Origin of the sequence: Mycobacterium riyadhense, assembly GCF_963853645.1 — a bacterium.
Taxonomy (GTDB): domain Bacteria; phylum Actinomycetota; class Actinomycetes; order Mycobacteriales; family Mycobacteriaceae; genus Mycobacterium; species Mycobacterium riyadhense.
On the sequence record NZ_OY970456.1, the window covers coordinates 5,503,894 to 5,524,815 of the forward strand.

The 20,922-nt window shown below is 65.1% G+C and carries 1 protein-coding gene and 1 pseudogene; both read right to left on the reverse strand.

The window, feature by feature from the left end; all coding sequences use genetic code 11:
* Positions 1-292 precede the first annotated feature (292 nt).
* Positions 293-18,031 (reverse strand): annotated as a pseudogene (locus tag AADZ78_RS24315) (amino acid adenylation domain-containing protein); the annotation flags it as partial.
* Positions 18,028-20,922, reverse strand: coding sequence for a type I polyketide synthase (locus AADZ78_RS24320; RefSeq protein WP_085252587.1), 2,895 nt, complete (start codon positions 20,920-20,922; stop codon positions 18,028-18,030). The gene AADZ78_RS24320 and the pseudogene AADZ78_RS24315, both read right to left, overlap by 4 nt.

A 20,922-nucleotide genomic window follows, 5' to 3' on the forward strand; every position in this document is an offset into this window, starting at 1 on the left:
CGCACTCGACGAAGTGCTCGGTGATGTTGCCGGCGACGAATGGCTGCCAGATCGGCTGCAGCGCTGCGGCGTCGCCTCCGCGGCCCGAGAAGATGATCATGTCGCCTTCGAATACGTCCGGAACATGTTGTGCCTGAATCCGAATGCTGATGTTCAGGTTCGTGATCAGGGTGTCCATGATGCGCTTGGGCGGCAGCGGGAAATCCACCGCCTCGCGCTGCCCAAACAGTTCCGCTGCCTGCTGATAGGTAAGGGGTTCTGACTGTTCGCCAATGTCGACGCCATTCATTTCCAAGAATCTGCGGACGATGTCGCTTTCTGGGATGGGATCTGAGTCAACGCTCTCCAGCGCGTCGGCGGCATCATGGTTGAGACGAGGGTCGAGCGCGAGCAGGCGTCGCACGACACATCCTCGCCGCTGCAGCTCGATGGCAAGGTGATGGGCGACGATGCCGCCAAAAGACCAGCCGATGAGATGGTATGGACCGTCGGGATGAAGTTCCTGGATCTTGTCGGCGTAGTCCGCGGCGATCTCGCGAACCGACCCAAGCCAAGAGTCCCCATCGGGTGGCAGTTGAAAGCCAATGATGGGACAGTCCACATAGCACGCCAGGTTTCGGAATTGCCAGGCCAGTCCGCCCCCAGGAGGAAGACAAAACAGCGGAATCCCGTCACCGCGCTGGAACACCTCGACGGGAACGATTTCGACCGAGTCCCCTGCCGAGGCCAGCCGTTGGCCGAGACCCGCCACGGTCGGGGCCTCGAACATCGCACGCACCGGAAGGTCAGCGTCCAACGCCGTGTTGATCGCGGCGATCACCCGCATCGCGAGCAGTGAGTCGCCGCCTAGGTCGAAGAATGAGTCGTCGACGCCGACCCGGTCGAGTCCGAGCACCTGGGCGTAGATGTCGGCCAGGGTTTCCTCGACCGGGTTCGACGGCGCCCGATACCGGTCGGCGTCCCCGTATTCGGGGGTGGGCAGGGCGCGGGTGTCCAGTTTGCCGTTGAGTGTCAAGGGCAATTCGTCCAGCGCCACCACCGCCGCGGGCACCATATGCTGTGGCAGCCGATCCGCCAGCGCCGCGCGGATGCTGCTGGCCTGCACGCTGCCGGTGACGTAGCCCACCAGCCGCTTGTCCCCGCGACGATCCTCGCGCACTATTACCGCCGCCTGCTCGACCCCGTCCAGTTGGGCCAGCGCTGCGCTCACTTCACCGGGTTCGATGCGGTAGCCGCGGATCTTGACCTGCTCGTCCGCGCGGCCCACGTAGAGCAGCTGCCCGTCGGTGTCCCAGCGCACCAGGTCTCCGCTGCGGTACATGCGAGCCCCGGGCGCGCCGAACGGGCAGGCCACAAACCGCGAGGCCGTCAGCGAACCCCGCCGCCAGTATCCAGAACCGACTCCGGCACCGGCGATGTACAACTCCCCGACCACGCCGGGAGGAACCGACCGTAATCCGTTGTCCAGCACGAACAACGCCGCTCCGGGAACCGGTGATCCGATCGGAGCCACTCCCGAACCCGCGACGAGCGGTGCACTCATCGAGGTGTACCACGTCTCGGTCGGACCGTAGGCGTTGATCATCACCCGCCCGGGCGCCCACTGGTCCACCAGCTCGGCCGGGCAGGCTTCACCGGCCACGACCAACGTCGTCGACTCCAATCCCTCAGGCGACAATCCGCTAGCAGCGGAAGGGGTTTGGGCCAACACATCGACGTGTTCCCGGACGAGCAAGTCGTGCAGCTCTGCCGGGGACCGGGTCATGGCTTCGGGAATGACCACGAGCCTCCCGCCAAGGAGCAATGCGTTCCAGATCTCCCACACCGAGACGTCGAAGGCATACGAATGCCACTGGCTCACGGTCTGCCCGGGCGAGGGAGCGAACGAGGCCGGCGCGGTGAAAAGTTGGGTGATGTTGTGGTGGTTGATGGCCACGCCTTTGGGGGTTCCGGTGGTGCCTGAGGTGTAGATGATGTAGGCGGTGGTGTCGGGGGTTGGTGTGGGTAGGCCGGTGCTGGGTTGGGTGGTGATGGCGGGGTCGTTGAGGTCGATGGTCTTGGTGGGGTGGCCGGTCAGCCGGTCGGCCAGGGCGGTGGTGGTGAGCACGGCCGCTGGGGCGGCGTCGGTGAGCATGAAGTCGATCCGTGGCTGTGGGTGGGCGGGGTCGATGGGTAGGTAGGCGGCCCCGGTTTTCAGTACCGCCAGGATCGCGATGATGGCCTGGGCGCAACGCTCGACCAGCAGCCCGACCACGTCCCCGGCACCGATGTGGTGGCTAACGAGTAGGTGCGCCAACCGGTTTGAGGCCTCGTCTAGCTCGCGGTAGCTGTAGGAGCGGTGTTGGTCAACCAGCGCGGGGGCGTGTGGGTGGTGGTGGACCCGGGCGGCGAACAATTCCGGCACCGACACCGCGGTCGGCGCCGGCGCGCGCAACACCGCCCGGTTGCCGATCCGATCCAGACGCGCACGCTCGGCCTCATCGAGTAGATCGATCGAGCACAACCGCCGCGCGGGATCGGCGGTCATGGCCATCAACACCCGTTGCCACCGCGAAACCAGCGCCTCGATGCTGGCCGCGTCGAACACATCGGTGCGAAACTCCACCACACCACCGATCCCGGCGGGCTCACCGGCCTCGGTGAAACGTTCAGCCAACGACAACGTCAAATCCATCCGCGCGCTCTGGGTATCGACGGCCACCGGGGTGACCTCCACCTCGCCCAGGGTCAACCCCGCGGCGGGATCAGCATGGCGGCCGGCGAAGTTCTGCCAGGCCAACAACACCTGAATCAGCGGATGATGGGTCAACGACCGCACCGGGTTGAGCCGCTCCACGAGCACCTCAAACGGCACATCCTGATGCTCCAACGCCGCCAGGCTGCGCGCACGCACCTGGGCCAACAACTCCGCGAAACTCGCCTGGGCATCGACGTGCACCCGCAACACCAACGTGTTGACGAAAAAACCCACCAACTGCTCAAGAGCGGGATCATTGCGACCGGCCACCGCAAACCCCACCGCCACATCACTGGTCGCCGCCAGCGTGGACAACAACGCCACCAGCGCGGCCTGAATCACCATGAAACTGGTCGCGTTATGCTCACGAGCCACCCGAGTCACCTGCTGCTGCAACCCCGCCGGCCACTGCAGCGTCACACTCGCGCCGCGATGATCGGCCACCGGCGGATAAGGCCGATCGGTGGGCAACTCCAACCGCTGCGCCAACCCCGCCAATTCCTTGACCCAATACGCCAATTGAGCCCCAACACCGCTATCACCATCGGCCAACTCACCCAAATTGGCCCGCTGCCACAACGTGTAATCGACATACTGCACCGGCAACGGCGCCCACCCCGGCGCCCGCCCCGCACACCGACTGGCATACGCCACCGCCAAATCAGCGGTCAACGGACCCAACGACCACCCATCAGCGGCGATATGATGCACCACCACCGTCAACACATACTCATCGGCACCCACCCGGAAAAGCCGCGCCCGCACCGGAATCTGAGCCGCCAAATCAAACGCATAACACACCTGCTCGGCGACCGCTGCCTGCAACCGAGACTGCGACCACCCCGTGGCATCGACAATGCACCAACCAAAATCGGCCCACCCCACCGGCAAAACCACCTGCGACGCAACCCCATCAACAGCGACAAACACCGTACGCAAACTCTCATGACGACCCACCACATCAGCCATCGCCCAACCCAACGCATCCCCATCAAGGCGCCCCCGCAACCGCAACACCCCCGCCATGTTGTACATCGGCGAAGGCCCCTGCAACTGATCCAAAAACCACAACCGAGACTGCGCAAACGACAACGGCACCACCGCAGGCCGCGCCACCGCCACCAACGGCGCACACCCACCACCACCACCCACACCCACACCCACACACCGCGCCAACCCCGCCACCGTCGGCGCCTCAAACAACACCCGCACCGAAACCTGCGTCCCCAACACCTTATTGACCGCCGCAACCACCCGCATCGCCGACAACGAATCCCCACCCAAATCAAAAAACGACTCATCCACCCCCACCCGACCCAACCCCAACACCTGACCATAAATACCGGCCAACAACTCCTCCACCACCCCCGACGGAGCCCGATACCGCTCCACATCCCCAAACTCCGGCGCCGGCAACGCCCGAACATCCAACTTGCCGTTCACCGTCAACGGCAACTCACCCACCACCACCACCACCGCCGGCACCATATACCCCGGCAACCGCTGCCCCAACAACCCACGAACCACCGAAACATCCACATCCCCAACCACATAACCCACCAACCGCCTATCCCCCACACGATCCTCACGAGCAACCACCACCGCCTGCACCACCCCCTGCACCTCACCCAACACCGCAGCCACCTCACCCAACTCAATCCGATACCCCCGAACCTTCACCTGCTCATCCACCCGCCCCACATACACCAACCCCCCATCAACACCCCACCGCACCAAATCCCCACTGCGATACATCCGAACCCCAAACCCACCAAACGGACACGCCACAAACCGCGACCCCGTCAACCCCGCCCGCCGCCAATACCCACACCCCACCCCCGCACCAGCCACATACAACTCCCCCACCACCCCAACCGGCACCGGCCGCAACCAACCATCCAGCACGAACAGGCCCAGGTTGGACAGCGGCACCCCGATCGGGCTGACCGCGCTGCGGGCGTCGTGCTCAACGATCTCCCGAAACGTTGCATGCACGGTGGTCTCGGTGATGCCATACATGTTGATCAGCCGCGGACGTTCCCGATGGTTGGTCAACCAATCCCGAAGACGTTGCGGCTCAAGGGCCTCACCACCAAACACCACCGCCTCGAGCCGCAGCCGGCGTCCCAGCTCCGGATCCGCCGCGTCGGCGGCCACCAATCCGTAGAACGCCGACGGGGTTTGGCTGAGCACGCTGACCCGTTCGTCGACCAGCAACGCCAACAACTCCGCCGGGGATCGGGTGACGGCTTCGGGCACCACCACTAACCGGCCACCACGCAGCAGCGGCCCCCACATCTCCCACACCGAGATGTCGAAAGCATACGAATGGCATTGGGTCCACACCTGTCCCGGCCCGGCCGGCACCTTGTCGGCATCCAGCGCATCCAACAGTTGGGTGATGTTGTGGTGGTTGATGGCCACGCCCTTGGGGGTTCCGGTGGTGCCCGAGGTGTAGATGATGTAGGCGATGTTGTCGGCGGCCGGCGCCGGCAACCCGGTGCCGGGTTGGGTGTCTATCGCGGGATCGTCGATATCGACCACCACCACGTCATGACCGGCCAGCCGGTCCGCCAACCCGGCGGTAGTGATCACGGCCACCGGCTCGGCATCGGCGAGCATGAAGTCAATCCGCGCCTGCGGGTGCGCAAGATCGATGGGTAGGTACGCCGCCCCGGTTTTCAACACCGCCAGGATCGCGATGATGGCCTGCGCTGATCGCTCGACCAGCAGACCCACCACATCCCCGGCGCCAACCCGATGACCAACCAGGCAGTGCGCCAACCGGTTTGACGCCTCATCAAGCTCCCGATAACTATAAGAATCATCCCCATAGACCAACGCGGTCACCTCCGGGGTCTGATTCACCTGCGCGGCAAACAATTCCGGCACCGACACCCCCACCGCGGCGGGTGCGATCAACGCGGCCCTATTACCCCACGCGTCCAGCCCGACACGCTCAGCCTCACCCAGCAGATCAATCGACGACAACCGCCGGTGCGGATCCACCGTCATCGCCACCAACACCCGCTCCAACCGCGAAACGAGCGCCTCGATACTCGCCGGGTCAAACACATCGGTGCGAAACTCCACGCGGAAACCCAGTTCCCGACCCGGCATCACTTGCACCGTGATCGGGTAGTGGGTGGATTCGCGGCTGGCAATATCGGCGATGGCGAACTCGTCAGCACTCTGGGTTGCCGCCGCGTCGATCGGGTAGTTTTCGAAGACGAAAAGGGTGTCGAACAGCCTTTCGCTGCCAGTGATGTGCAGGATCTCGCTGAGCCCTAGGTGTTGGTGCTCGACGGTTTCGTTGTGGAAGCGCTGCAGCTGACCAACAAGGTCAATGGCGGTAGTCGCGGGTTCGATGCGCGCCCGGACGGGCAGCGTGTTGATCAGTAGGCCCACAATCGATTCCGCGCCGACCACCTCGGCTGGCCTGCCCGAGACCACGACGCCGAACGCGACGTCGTGCTGGCCGGTCAACCCGACCAGCACCTGCGCCCAGGCCGCCTGCAGAACGGTGCTGACGGTGGTGTGGCACGAGCGAGCCAACGTGGTCAGCGCATCGGCGGTCCCTGCGGGAGCGTGGAACCATTCAATGCCTCGACTGCCCAGCCCCAACCGATCCGGAGGGCCAACCAGTGTGGGGTTTTCAAAACCGTCGAACACCGAACGCCAGGCTGCGTGGGCGGCATCGATGTCCCGTCCGGCGAGCCAGGTCAAGAACTTGCGATACGGGACGGGTGCGGGCAGCGATCGTCCGTTATAGGCGGCGAATATCTCTTTCAGCAGAATCGGCACCGACCAGCCGTCAAGCACGATGTGGTGATTGGTCAGGACCAACCGGTGCCGATCTGCTCCGGTGCGGATGAGGGCGGCGCGGAAGGGGAGCTGGTTGCTGATATCGCAAACGGCGGCGCGTTCGGCGGCACATACCTGCTGGATGTTTTCGTCGACGGCTTCGCTGCCGATGGCTCCGCTGAGGTCCAATTCCTGCCAGGGCAGCGCGGGGTCGCGCGGGATGATCTGAACCGGTTTGCCGGCCTGTTGCCACACGAATCGCGCCGCCAGATTGGGATGCCGGGTTAGCGCGGTTTGGATGGCGCTGCGCAGGCGGCGACGGTCGAGCTGACCGGTGATGGCGATGTCGAGCTGCACCGCATACGGATCACTCGTGTCACCCTGCGCGGTGCTGGCCGCGTGGAAGAGCAGTCCCTCCTGCAGGGGCGTCAGCGGCACAACGTCGGCGACGGCGTATTGCCGCTCGAGCGCGTCGATCTGCTGCTGGCTCAGCCGAACCGGCAGCACGTCGGAAGGGGTCAGCCCACCGCCGCCCTCGGCGACATGTTTGGCAATACCGCGGAGCGCGTCGAACCACAGCTGACTCACCCGCGAGATCTGGTCGCGGTCGAGTTTGGACGACGCCCAGGTCCAGTTGGCGTGCAATCGCGGGCCGTCACCGGGATCGAGAGTGACGGCGTTGAGCTCCACCGTGTGCAGCAGCGGCATGGGTAGGCCCGCGTTGCTGTCTTCGGTGAACACCGAGTCCCACGGGCTCATCCGCCAGACGTCGGCAGCGGCCGAAGCCGGTACGGCGGGTCCACCCAGACGCCCCAGGTAGTTGAACCCGATCGCCGGCTCGTCGCCAGCGAGGTCAACGTCGGGATTGAGGTAGCGCAGCAAACCGTAGGTCAGGCCGTCCGGAAGGGCTCGAAGTTGCTCCTTGGCGTTCTTGATCACCGCTCCCAGCGCAGCCTCGCCCGCGGCGACCTGCGCCCAAGACAGCTCGCCCACGGCCAGCGACACGGGGTATTTGGTGGTGAACCAACCGACGGTATGCGACAGGTCGATGCCGGGGTTCACTTCTTCATGGCGCCCGTGGCCCTCCACGTCTATGCCGATCGGCGCGCCCGACGTGCCCAAAAATTCCGACCATGCCAAACCAAAGGCGACGAGCAGGATGTCTTGGACGCCGGCACGAAACGCCGCGGGTATCTCACCGAGCAGCATGCGGGTTGTCTCGACATCCAAGGTTGCCGACAGGTGCTCGGCGGTAGCGAAGGTATCTACCGTCGGCGACACCGCGGGCAACGCGGCGGGCGCCGACGCCACCTGGCGCCAGGCGTCGGCCTGGTCGTTCACCGTTGCGCTGCAAGCGTGCTCGGCCAGTACCGACGCCCAGCGCCGAAACGACGTTCCCCGCGCCGCCAATTCCACTCGCTGGCCGCGGCGGTGTTGGTCCCAGGCGCTGTTGAGGTCGTCCAGCAAAATCCGCCAGGACACCCCATCAACCGCGAGGTGATGGATGATCAACACCAGCTGAGCCGTGGCGGCCACCCACAACGCGCTCAGCATCACGCCGGCACCCGGATCCAGCCGGGTTCGGGCCGCCATCGCCGCGTCGTCGGACAATGCCGCTACCGACTGCACATAATCGGCCGCATCGACCGAACCGGCTTCGGGCACCGACAGTGACCAACCCCCGGCGCCGTCGTCGGCGACCCGCAGCCGCAGCATGGGGTGGCGATCCAGCAAAGCTTGCAGCAACACCACCACGTCGTCGTCACGCATACCAGCGGGAGCTTGCAATAGTGCGGACTGATTGAACTGTCCTACTGGGCCGTCGACGGTTTGCAGCCAACGGATGATCGGTGTTGCCGGCACCTGGCACGCTGCATCATCGCCGTCGTCAATCCAGCCATCGTCGACGTCACCGGCGACATCGGCCACTCGGGCTAGCCCGGCCACGGTTTGTTCGGTGAACAGATCCCGTGGTCGGCACACCACACCCGCGGCCCGCGCCCGCGCGACCACCTGGATCGCCAAGATGCTGTCGCCGCCTAGGTCGAAGAATGAGTCGTCGACGCCGACCCGGTCGAGTCCGAGCACCTGGGCGTAGATGTTGGCCAGGGTTTCCTCGACCGGGTTCGACGGCGCCCGATACCGGTCGGCGTCCCCGTATTCGGGGGTGGGCAGGGCGCGGGTGTCCAGTTTGCCGTTGAGTGTCAAGGGCAATTCGTCCAGCGCCACCACCGCCGCGGGCACCATATGCTGTGGCAGCCGATCCGCCAGCGCCGCGCGGATGCTGCTGGCCTGCACGCTGCCGGTGACGTAGCCCACCAGCCGCTTGTCCCCGCGACGATCCTCGCGCACTATTACCGCCGCCTGCTCGACCCCGTCCAGTTGGGCCAGCGCTGCGCTCACTTCACCGGGTTCGATGCGATAGCCGCGGATCTTGACCTGCTCGTCCGCGCGGCCCACGTAGAGCAGCTGCCCGTCGGTGTCCCAGCGCACCAGGTCTCCGCTGCGGTACATGCGAGCCCCGGGCGCGCCGAACGGGCAGGCCACAAACCGCGAGGCCGTCAGCGAACCCCGCCGCCAGTATCCAGAACCGACTCCGGCACCGGCGATGTACAACTCCCCGACCACGCCGGGAGGAACCGACCGTAATCCGTTGTCCAGCACGAACAACCCCAGGTTGGACAGCGGCACGCCGATCGGGCTGACCGCGCTGCGGGCGTCGTGCTCAACGATCTCCCGAAACGTTGCATGCACGGTGGTCTCGGTGATGCCGTACATGTTGATCAGCCGCGGACGTTCCCGATGGTTGGTCAACCAATCCCGAAGACGTTGCGGCTCAAGGGCCTCACCACCAAACACCACCGCCTCGAGCCGCAGCCGGCGTCCCAGCTCCGGATCCGCCGCGTCGGCGGCCACCAATCCGTAGAACGCCGACGGGGTTTGGCTGAGCACGCTGACCCGTTCGTCGACCAGCAACGCCAACAACTCCGCCGGGGATCGGGTGACGGCTTCGGGCACCACCACCAACCGGCCACCACGCAGCAGCGGCCCCCACATCTCCCACACCGAGTAATCGAAAGCATACGAATGGCATTGGGTCCACACCTGTCCCGGCCCAGCCGGCACCTTGTCGGCATCCAGCGCATCCAACAGTTGGGTGATGTTGTGGTGGTTGATGGCCACGCCTTTGGGGTTTCCGGTGGTGCCTGAGGTGTAGATGATGTAGGCGGTGGTGTCGGGGGTTGGTGTGGGTAGGCCGGTGCTGGGTTGGGTGGTGATGGCGGGGTCGTTGAGATCGATGGTCTTGGTGGGGTGGCCGGTCAGCCGGTCGGCCAGGGCGGTGGTGGTGAGCACGGCCGCTGGGGCGGCGTCGGTGAGCATGAAGTCGATCCGCGGCTGTGGGTGGGCGGGGTCGATGGGTAGGTAGGCGGCCCCGGTTTTCAGTACCGCCAGGATCGCGATGATGGCCTGGGCGCAACGCTCGACCAGCAGCCCGACCACGTCCCCGGCACCGATGTGGTGGCTAACGAGTAGGTGCGCCAACCGGTTTGAGGCCTCGTCTAGCTCGCGGTAGCTGTAGGAGCGGTGTTGGTCAACCAGCGCGGGGGCGTGTGGGTGGTGGTGGACCCGGGCGGCGAACAATTCCGGCACCGACACCGCGGTCGGCGCCGGCGCGCGCAACACCGCCCGGTTGCCGATCCGATCCAGACGCGCACGCTCGGCCTCATCGAGTAGATCGATCGAGCACAACCGCCGCGCGGGATCGGCGGTCATGGCCATCAACACCCGTTGCCACCGCGAAACCAGCGCCTCGATGCTGGCCGCGTCGAACACATCGGTGCGAAACTCCACCACACCACCGATCCCGGCGGGCTCACCGGCCTCGGTGAAACGTTCAGCCAACGACAACGTCAAATCCATCCGCGCGCTCTGGGTATCGACGGCCACCGGGGTGACCTCCACCTCGCCCAGGGTCAACCCCGCGGCGGGATCAGCATGGCGGCCGGCGAAGTTCTGCCAGGCCAACAACACCTGAATCAGCGGATGATGGGTCAACGACCGCACCGGGTTGAGCCGCTCCACGAGCACCTCAAACGGCACATCCTGATGCTCCAACGCCGCCAGGCTGCGCGCACGCACCTGGGCCAACAACTCCGCGAAACTCGCCTGGGCATCGACGTGCACCCGCAACACCAACGTGTTGACGAAAAAACCCACCAACTGCTCAAGAGCGGGATCATTGCGACCGGCCACCGCAAACCCCACCGCCACATCACTGGTCGCCGCCAGCGTGGACAACAACGCCACCAGCGCGGCCTGAATCACCATGAAACTGGTCGCGTTATGCTCACGAGCCACCCGAGTCACCTGCTGCTGCAACCCCGCCGGCCACTGCAGCGTCACACTCGCGCCGCGATGATCGGCCACCGGCGGATAAGGCCGATCGGTGGGCAACTCCAACCGCTGCGCCAACCCCGCCAATTCCTTGACCCAATACGCCAATTGAGCCCCAACACCGCTATCACCATCGGCCAACTCACCCAAATTGGCCCGCTGCCACAACGTGTAATCGACATACTGCACCGGCAACGGCGCCCACCCCGGCGCCCGCCCCGCACACCGACTGGCATACGCCACCGCCAAATCAGCGGTCAACGGACCCAACGACCACCCATCAGCGGCGATATGATGCACCACCACCGTCAACACATACTCATCGGCACCCACCCGGAAAAGCCGCGCCCGCACCGGAATCTGAGCCGCCAAATCAAACGCATAACACACCTGCTCGGCGACCGCTGCCTGCAACCGAGACTGCGACCACCCCGTGGCATCGACAATGCACCAACCAAAATCGGCCCACCCCACCGGCAAAACCACCTGCGACGCAACCCCATCAACAGCGACAAACACCGTACGCAAACTCTCATGACGACCCACCACATCAGCCATCGCCCAACCCAACGCATCCCCATCAAGGCGCCCCCGCAACCGCAACACCCCCGCCATGTTGTACATCGGCGAAGGCCCCTGCAACTGATCCAAAAACCACAACCGAGACTGCGCAAACGACAACGGCACCACCGCAGGCCGCGCCACCGCCACCAACGGCGCACACCCACCACCACCACCCACACCCACACCCACACACCGCGCCAACCCCGCCACCGTCGGCGCCTCAAACAACACCCGCACCGAAACCTGCGTCCCCAACACCTTATTGACCGCCGCAACCACCCGCATCGCCGACAACGAATCCCCACCCAAATCAAAAAACGACTCATCCACCCCCACCCGACCCAACCCCAACACCTGACCATAAATACCGGCCAACAACTCCTCCACCACCCCCGACGGAGCCCGATACCGCTCCACATCCCCAAACTCCGGCGCCGGCAACGCCCGAACATCCAACTTGCCGTTCACCGTCAACGGCAACTCACCCACCACCACCACCACCGCCGGCACCATATACCCCGGCAACCGCTGCCCCAACAACCCACGAACCACCGAAACATCCACATCCCCAACCACATAACCCACCAACCGCCTATCCCCCACACGATCCTCACGAGCAACCACCACCGCCTGCACCACCCCCTGCACCTCACCCAACACCGCAGCCACCTCACCCAACTCAATCCGATACCCCCGAACCTTCACCTGCTCATCCACCCGCCCCACATACACCAACCCCCCATCAACACCCCACCGCACCAAATCCCCACTGCGATACATCCGAACCCCAAACCCACCAAACGGACACGCCACAAACCGCGACCCCGTCAACCCCGCCCGCCGCCAATACCCACACCCCACCCCCGCACCAGCCACATACAACTCCCCCACCACCCCAACCGGCACCGGCCGCAACCAACCATCCAGCACGAAAACCGCCGCCAGCGGCGCCGGTGAACCAATCGGAGGCGCTCCCCGACCCGCGGCCAGCGGCGCGCTCATCGTCACATACATCGTGGTTTCTGTCGGGCCGTAGGCATTGACCATCACCCGCCCCGGCGCCCACCGGTCGACCACATCGGCCGGGCATGCCTCACCGGCCACCATCAACGTCGCTGATTCCAACCCCTGTGATGACAAAGCACCCGCCGCCGAGGGGGTTTGGCAAATCACGCCGACCTGTTCGGCGACCAACAGGTCGTGCAACTCCGCCGGGGAGTGGGTGACCGCTTCAGACACCACCACCAACCGCCCGCCATGCAGCAGCGCACCCCACATCTCGAGCACCGAGGTGTCGAAGCCAAACGAATGGCATTGGCTCCAAACCTGTCTCGGCGCGGATGTCAACCAGCTCGGTGCGGCGAACAATTGGGTGACGTTGCAGTGGCGCGTCGCCACACCTTTGGGAATCCCGGTGGTGCCCGAGGTGTAAAGGATGTAGGCGATGTTGTCGGCGGCCGGCGCCGGCAACCCGGTGCCGGGCTGGGTGTCTATCGCGGGATCGTCGATATCGACCACCACCACGTCATGACCGGCCAGCCGGTCCGCCAACCCGGCGGTAGTGATCACGGCTACCGGCTCGGCATCGGCGAGCATGAAGTCAATCCGCGCCTGCGGGTGCGCAAGATCGATGGGTAGGTACGCCGCCCCGGTTTTCAACACCGCCAGGATCGCGATGATGGCCTGCGCTGATCGCTCGACCAGCAGCCCCACCACATCCCCGGCGCCAACCCGATGACCAACCAGGCAGTGCGCCAACCGGTTTGACGCCTCATCAAGCTCCCGATAACTATAAGAATCATCCCCATAGACCAACGCGGTCACCTCCGGGGTCTGATTCACCTGCGCGGCAAACAATTCCGGCACCGACACCCCCACCGCCGCGGGTGCGATCAACGCGACCCTATTACCCCACGCGTCCAGCCCGACACGCTCAGCCTCACCCAGCAGATCAATCGACGACAACCGCCGGTGCGGATCCACCGTCATCGCCACCAACACCCGCTCCAACCGCGAAACGAGCGCCTCGATACTCGCCGGGTCAAACACATCGGTGCGGTATTCCACGATCCCGTGAATTCCGGCGGCATGACCAGTCTTGGTGAAGCCTTCTGCCAGTGAGAACGCCAGGTCCGTGCGGGCAGCCTGGGTGTGCATCGGCAAACGTGTGACGTCCAGATCGCCTAGCACCAGATCGGTCGGCCAGCTGCTCTGCCAGGCCAGCATCACCTGGAATAGCGGATGGTGGGCCAGGCTTCGGGTGGGGTTGAGCCGTTCCACCACCACCTCGAACGGCACATCTTGATGCTCGAAGGCCGCAAGGCTGCGCGCGCGCACCTGCCCGAGCAATTCGGCAAAGGTCGAAGCGCCGTCGACGTCAACCCGCAGCACCAATGTGTTGACGAAGGAACCGACCAACTCGTCCAGGGCGGGGTCACTGCGACCGGCCACCGCGAATCCCACCGCCACATCGCTGGTCGCAGCGATCATCGACAACAGCGCGCTTAGCGCGGCCTGAATCACCATGAAACTGGTCGCGTTGTGCTCGCAGGCCAGCCGGGTCACCTGCTGCTGCAGCTGTGCGGACCAGTGCACCGGGACACTGGCGCCGCGGTGATCGGCCACCGGCGGGTAAGGGCGATCGGTGGGCAATTCCAACCGCTCCGGCATGTCCGCCAATTCCTTGACCCAATAAGCCAATTGAGCGTTCGCGGCGCTGTCGCTGTCAGCCAGCTCACCGAGGTTGTCGCGCTGCCACAACGTGTAATCGGCATACTGCACGGCCAATGGGCTCCAGTTCGGGGCGTCCCCACCACACCGGCTGGCATAGGCCACACCCAAGTCGGAGGTCAACGGCCCCAACGACCAGCCATCAGCGGCGATGTGGTGCATGACCAGGACCAACACGTGTTCCCGCTCGCCTACCCGGAAAAGCCGCGCCCGCAAAGGGATCTCGGCTGCCAGGTCGAACGCGTGACGCGCCTGCTCCGCTATCGCCTCGTGCAGTTGAGGTTCCGGCCAGCCGCTGGCATCGATGACTTGCCAGCCGATATCTGCCTGCTCGGCCGGCACGATCACCTGCTGGGCTACCCCTTCAACGGCCGCAACGACGGTGCGCAAGCTCTCATGGCGGCCCACCACATCGGCCACCGCCGTCGCCAACGCAACCGCATCAAGCTGCCCACGCAATTGCAGCGCCCGCACCATGTTGTAGATCGGTGAAGGACCCTCGAGTTGATCGAGGAACCACAACCGGGATTGGGCAAACGACAACGGAATAACCGCGGGCCGCTCCATCGGCAGCAGCGGCGTGCGCCCACTCCACACCCCGCCTACACCCACATTCGATGCCAACTCGGCCACCGTCGGCGTATCGAACAACACAAAAACCGAGACGTCGGCATCCAACGCTTTGTTGATCGCGGCGATCACCCGCATCGCCGACAGCGAATCACCGCCCAGTTCGAAAAATGAATCGTCGACCCCGACCCGATCCAGCCCCAACACCCGGGCAAAGATTCCGGCCAAGATCTCTTCGACCGCATTGGACGGGGCCCGATACCGGTCCAGATGCCCGTACTCCGGGGCGGGCAAGGCGCGCGTGTCCAGCTTGCCGTTCACGGTGAGCGGCAACTCGTCCAGTACCACCACGGCAGCGGGCACCATATAGCTCGGCAACCGCTGGGCCAGCGCCGCGTTTATCTCGCTCGCCGGCACGCTGCCGGTGACATAACCCACCAGCCGCTTGTCCCCGGGATGATCCTCGCGGGCGATCACCACCGCCTGATCCACCCCATCGACCCCGGCCAGGGCCGCGGTCACCTCGCCGAGCTCGATGCGATACCCACGCATCTTGACCTGCTCATCGGCACGCCCCACGTACCGCAACTGCCCGTCGGGACCCCAGCGCACCAGGTCTCCGGTGCGATACATACGTGTTCCTGGGGCTCCGACCGATTCCGCCGTTCGCTCGACCGCTACGCGCTCTCGCTCACCGGCTCCCGCGCCGCCAGCCTTGCCGAACGGACACGCCACAAACCGTGACGCCGTCAACCCGGGTCGCCGCCAATACCCGCACCCCACCCCGGCACCGGCGACATACAGCTCCCCGACCACCCCGGGAGGCACCGGTCGTAGCCACCCGTCCAGCACCAGCAATGCGGCCTTGGGCACGGGGAACCCGATCGGCGGCATCTCCGCGCCAGCCGTCAACGGGGCGCTCATGGCCACGTACATCGTGGTCTCGGTCGGGCCGCACTGGTTGACCATCACCCGCCCCGGCGCCCACCGGTCGACCACCTCGGCCGGGCACGCCTCACCGCCGACCACCAACGTCGTTGATTCCAACCCGTGCGTCGCCAGCGCCCCTACCGCTGAGGGGGTTTGGCACAGCACGGTGACTTGTTCAGTGACTAGCAAGTCATGCAACTCCGCGGGTGCGCGCGTGAATGCATCGGGTACCACGACCAACCGCCCGCCATGCAGCAACGCACCCCAGATCTCGAACACCGAGAGGTCGAAACCAAACGAATGGCATTGGCTCCACACCTGCCCGGGCAGCGCCGGGATCACGTCCACATCCAGCGAGTCGAAGATCTGGGTCACGTTGCAGTGGCGGGTCGCAACGCCTTTCGGAGTCCCGGTGCTGCCCGAGGTGTAGAAGACGTAGGCGATGTTGTCTGCGGCCGGCGCCGGCAACCCGGTGCTGGGCTGGGCGTCGATCGCGGGGTCGTCGATGTCGATCACCACGATGTCATGGCCGGCCAGCCGGTCGGCCAGCGCGGCGGCGGTGATCGCGACCAGCGGACCGGCATCGCCCACCATGAAGTCGATCCGCTGCTGCGGGTGCGCGGGATCGATGGGTAGATATGCTGCCCCGGTCTTGAGCACCGCTAAGATCGCGACGACGGCCCGGGCCGAACGCTCCAGCAGCAGCCCCACCACATCACCCGCACCCACGCCATGGCCAATCAGCAAGTGCGCCAACCGGTTTGAGGCTTCGTCGAGTTCGCGGTAGCTGTAGGCCGCACCCCCCTGGCCCAGGTAGACCAGTGCGGTTGCCTCCGGGGTCCGCACGACCTGCGCGGCAAACAACGCCGGAATCGACGCCTCAGACTCTGGTAGGGTCACGGCCGCGAGGTTGCCGATCTTATCCAGGTAGGCACGTTCCGACGATGCGCGACCATCCATGCGGTGGTCGTCGAACAGCACGCCCACGTCGCGCAACGGGCGGTCCCACATACCCAACAGCCGAGGCAGGATGGTCAGCAGGCGCCGGCCCAGCGTCTCGGCGCTGATCTCACCCAGTGCGTTGTCACTGGTCACTATCGTCAGCATCAACCGGCCAGCGCTGTGTTCGGCTTGGATGCCGACGGGGAAATGCGACCGGCTCCGCAACTCCGGTGAGCGGAAGGTGACCGACCCCGTCCCTAAGGCTTCATTGCCGCTGAAACCGCCCGCGGGAAAGTTTTCGAACGCCAGAACGGTGTCGAACAGCTCGCCCAAACCGGCCAAGGTACGGATCTGCGAATGACCGAGATAGGCATGCTCGCGCAAGCGTGCAGCCTCCTGCTGCATGAGGGCACATTGCTGACCTACCACCGTCTTTGGGTCCAGGCGCACCCGCAATGGCACGGTGTTGATCAGCAGACCGATCATCGATTCCACACCGGTCAGTTCTGCGGGTCGGGTGGATACCGTGACCCCAAACACCACGTCTTGGCGGTCGGTGAGCACCGACAGCAATAGCGCCCATGCTAGCTGCGTCAACGTGCTAACCGTGACACCGCGGCTACGGACGCCCTGGACAAGGCGAGCCGTGGCAGCTTCGTCCAGGCTCACCTGTGTGGTCGTGGGCGGATGGTTTGGTTGCGCGCCGTTCTCGCGCAGTGGCGCTGCCGACAACAGGGTCGGCGCCGGCAAGCCGGCGAGATGTTCACGCCACTGCCGTTCGGCCTGGTCCACGTTGCGGCTGGCCAGCCAACCGATGAAGTCACGATATGGCCGCGGTGGTGGCGGCAGCGAGTCGATGCTGCCGCCGGCCTTGTACAGCGCCAGTAGCTCGTCGATGAAACGCACCATCGACCATCCGTCGACCACGATGTGATGGACGGCGACGCGGAATCGCCAACGCGCATCGGGCAATTCGATGAGCAAGAACCGGATCGGCGGACCTATTCGGAGGTTGAATCCCCGACCCCGCTCGTCGGCCTCCAGGGCGACCGCCGCCTCCCCGGTGGCGGTGACGTGTTCCCAAGCTAGGTCTACCGAAGACGGCACGACCTGGACTGGATGCGGCAAGTCACCGCCGATGAAACGCGCCCGCAAACTCGGGTGGCGCTTGAGCATCATGAGCGCGCAATTGCGCAACAGTTCAACGTCGAGCGGCCCGAATACATCGAAGCCGATCGCCATCGTGTATGGATCATCCGCCGGCGCCTCGCTGGCCATGGCCAGTGCGAACAGCCCTTCCTGGAGTGGGCTAAGGGCCATCACATCCTGGATGCCGGCGGGATTGCTTATCTGGGTCATGACAGCGCCGCATCGATCTTGGCCAGGACGTCCGGCAACGCGGCCAGCTCCGCCAGCGATAATCCCGACATGCTCATCGCCTGAGAACTATCGGCATCGACCACCCCGACATCGCCCTCGTGTTCAGCGTCGGTGGCAAGTTGGTCTAGCGCCGCCGCCAGCCGCCGCACTGTGGGATGGTCGAAAATCATCTGGGCGCTCAGCGGCAGACCTGCCGCTCGCACCCGAGTTGCCAGCTGCATCGCGGAGACACTGTCGCCGCCGAGCGCTAAGAATCGGTCCTCGCGCCCCACTTGCGTGATGCCCAGAACATGCTTGATCGCCTCAGCCAGCATCCGCTCGGTCTCGGTCGATGGCGGCCCGCTTGACTCGCCGTCGCCGACGCTCGACGTCCAGAGATCGACGGCATTCGGAACGACCGTCCGCGACTTGGGGCTCACGACGGTTTCGGGCCAGAGCCGCTGGCGCTGAAATGCATAAGTGGGCAGATCCACTCGCCGGGCACCCGAATCCGCAAACGCACTGGCCCAATCAATCGGCGTACCAACGACATACGCAGATGCCAGCGCGTTGACGAATGCTAGGTCGTCATCGACGCAGCGACCAACGTCCAGGAAATTGGCGACGCCCTCCTGCCACCGAGCCCAGTGCACCGCTTCCACAAAACGGCCGGGTTGCGTTACCTGGTCAACCCAATATTGCGGAGAACTCCAAACATTCGCGTCGATAGCCGCACCGGTGAGCCCTGATATGACCCGGATTGTCGGGACGTGATATGTCAGCCCGCGGCAGAGCCGAGAAAACTCCGAAAGCGCCGGTTCCGTACTCGGCGTTTCCCCAAGCTGACCGCGTTTCGCGACAAGATGGCAGGCATCCTCGAGTGACCATAGGCCCGCGACGTAGGCCGCCGTCACCTCACCGAGCGAATCGCCAATGACCAGATCAGGCCGAAGCCCCCACGATTCGGCAAGGCGAAACAGTGCGACCTCAACGGTGAACAATGCCGGCTGTGCGTAGGCGGCTTGAGTCAGCATTGCTGCGGCTGGTGAGCCAGGCTCGGCAAAAATCAAACCGCGCAGCGATGTGTCCATCCGGGGGTCGAAGATCGAGCACACTTCGTCAAATGCGTTGGCATACACCCGAAAACGAGAGTAGAGCTGTCGTCCCGCACCCAGCAACTGCGCACCGTCACCCGCAAACAGCATCGCTGTCGTCGCCGGAACCTCCGTTACACCGCGCACCACCGCCGAGGATGTCCCGCCGGCAGCCAACGATCGCAGCCCATCGAGAAGTTCGTCGCGATCGCGTCCGACCACAACGGCCCGATGATCGAACGTGGCCCGGGATGCAGCCAGCGAAAGCCCGACGTCGATCGGACGAAAGTCGGAATTCTGTTCCAGATGGGCCGCCAGCCGAGCGGCCTGCATCGGCAATGCCTGCGCGGAACGCGCGGTAATGACCCACGGTACGACCGGGATGCTGGTGCACGAAGGACCGGTCATCTCGCCCGCTGCCGAGGGTTCCGGCACGGCCTCTTCCACGATCAGGTGCGCGTTGACACCACTGGCGCCGAACGCAGATACCCCGCCCCGGCGCGCACCGTCGCTGTGCCAGGGGTGCGCCTTGGTGGCCAACCGAACGCGACCCGACGACCAATCTACGTACGGATTCGGTTCATCCGCGTGCAAGGTCGCCGGTATGACCCGATGGCGCACTGCCTCAACCATTTTGATCACTGCGCCCACCCCAGCGGCTGCCAATGTGTGGCCCACATTCGATTTCAGCGACCCCAGCCACAACGGCCGACCCTCCGGCCGGTGCCGCCCGTAGGTTTCCATCAGCGCTTCGACCTCGGTGAGATCACCCAGTGGAGTCCCCGTGCCGTGCGCCTCGACCACATCGACTTGAGACGCCTTCAGGCCGGCGTCGGCCAGTGCCTGGCGGATCACTCGCTGCTGCGCCATCCGGTTGGGGGCATCCGGGCCGTTTGCCGGCCCGTCGTGATTGACCGCCGAACCCCGGATTACCGCCAACACCCGATGCCGGTTTTCCAGCGCATCGGACAGCCGTTCCAGCAGCAATATGCCCACACCCTCACCCCACCCAGCCCCATCGGCCGACGCAGCGAACGACTTGCATCGCCCCTCGGCGGCAGATCCCTTGCCGGCCGCCAACCCCGCAAAACCTTCTTGCGTCAGCACGGTGACGCCCCCGGCGAGCGCCAGCGGGCACTCCCCGGACCGCAGCGACCGGACCGCCTGATGAATGGCCACCAGCGACGCGGAGCATCCGGTATCGAGCGTGATAGCCGGGCCACAGAGACCGAAGAAATATGAGATTCGACCACTGGCCATGCTCGACGCGCCGCTGGTCGCTCCCAACGGACGCGGACGGTCCAGGTCCTCAGACGCCAAACCGTTTGGAGGGCCGCCCAGAATCGAGGCCATCCCGAGGAAGACCCCCGTATCGCTACCCCGGACGGTCGACGCATCAATGCCTGCGTGTTCGAACGCCTCCCACGCGGCCTCGAGCGCAATGCGTTGATGGGGATCGATCGCCAGCGCCTCGCGCGCGCTGATGCCAAAAAAGTCGGCGTCGAATCCGGTGACATCGGATACGAATCCACCAGCCGGGGCGCCCGACCAGCCATCAGAATTGGCGATATCCCAGCCACGGTCGGTTGGCAATTCCGCTACCAGGTCCCGCCCCTCGCACACCGCGCGCCACAAGTCGGCGGGCGAGTTCAGTCCCCCGGGAAATCGACATGCCATACCCACAATCGCGATCGGCTCACGAATTCTGGCTTCCATTTCCCGCAAGCGCTGGCGCGTCTTCTCCAGCTCCAACACCGCCTGCTTGAGGTATGAATGGAGTTCTTCACTATTTGCCAT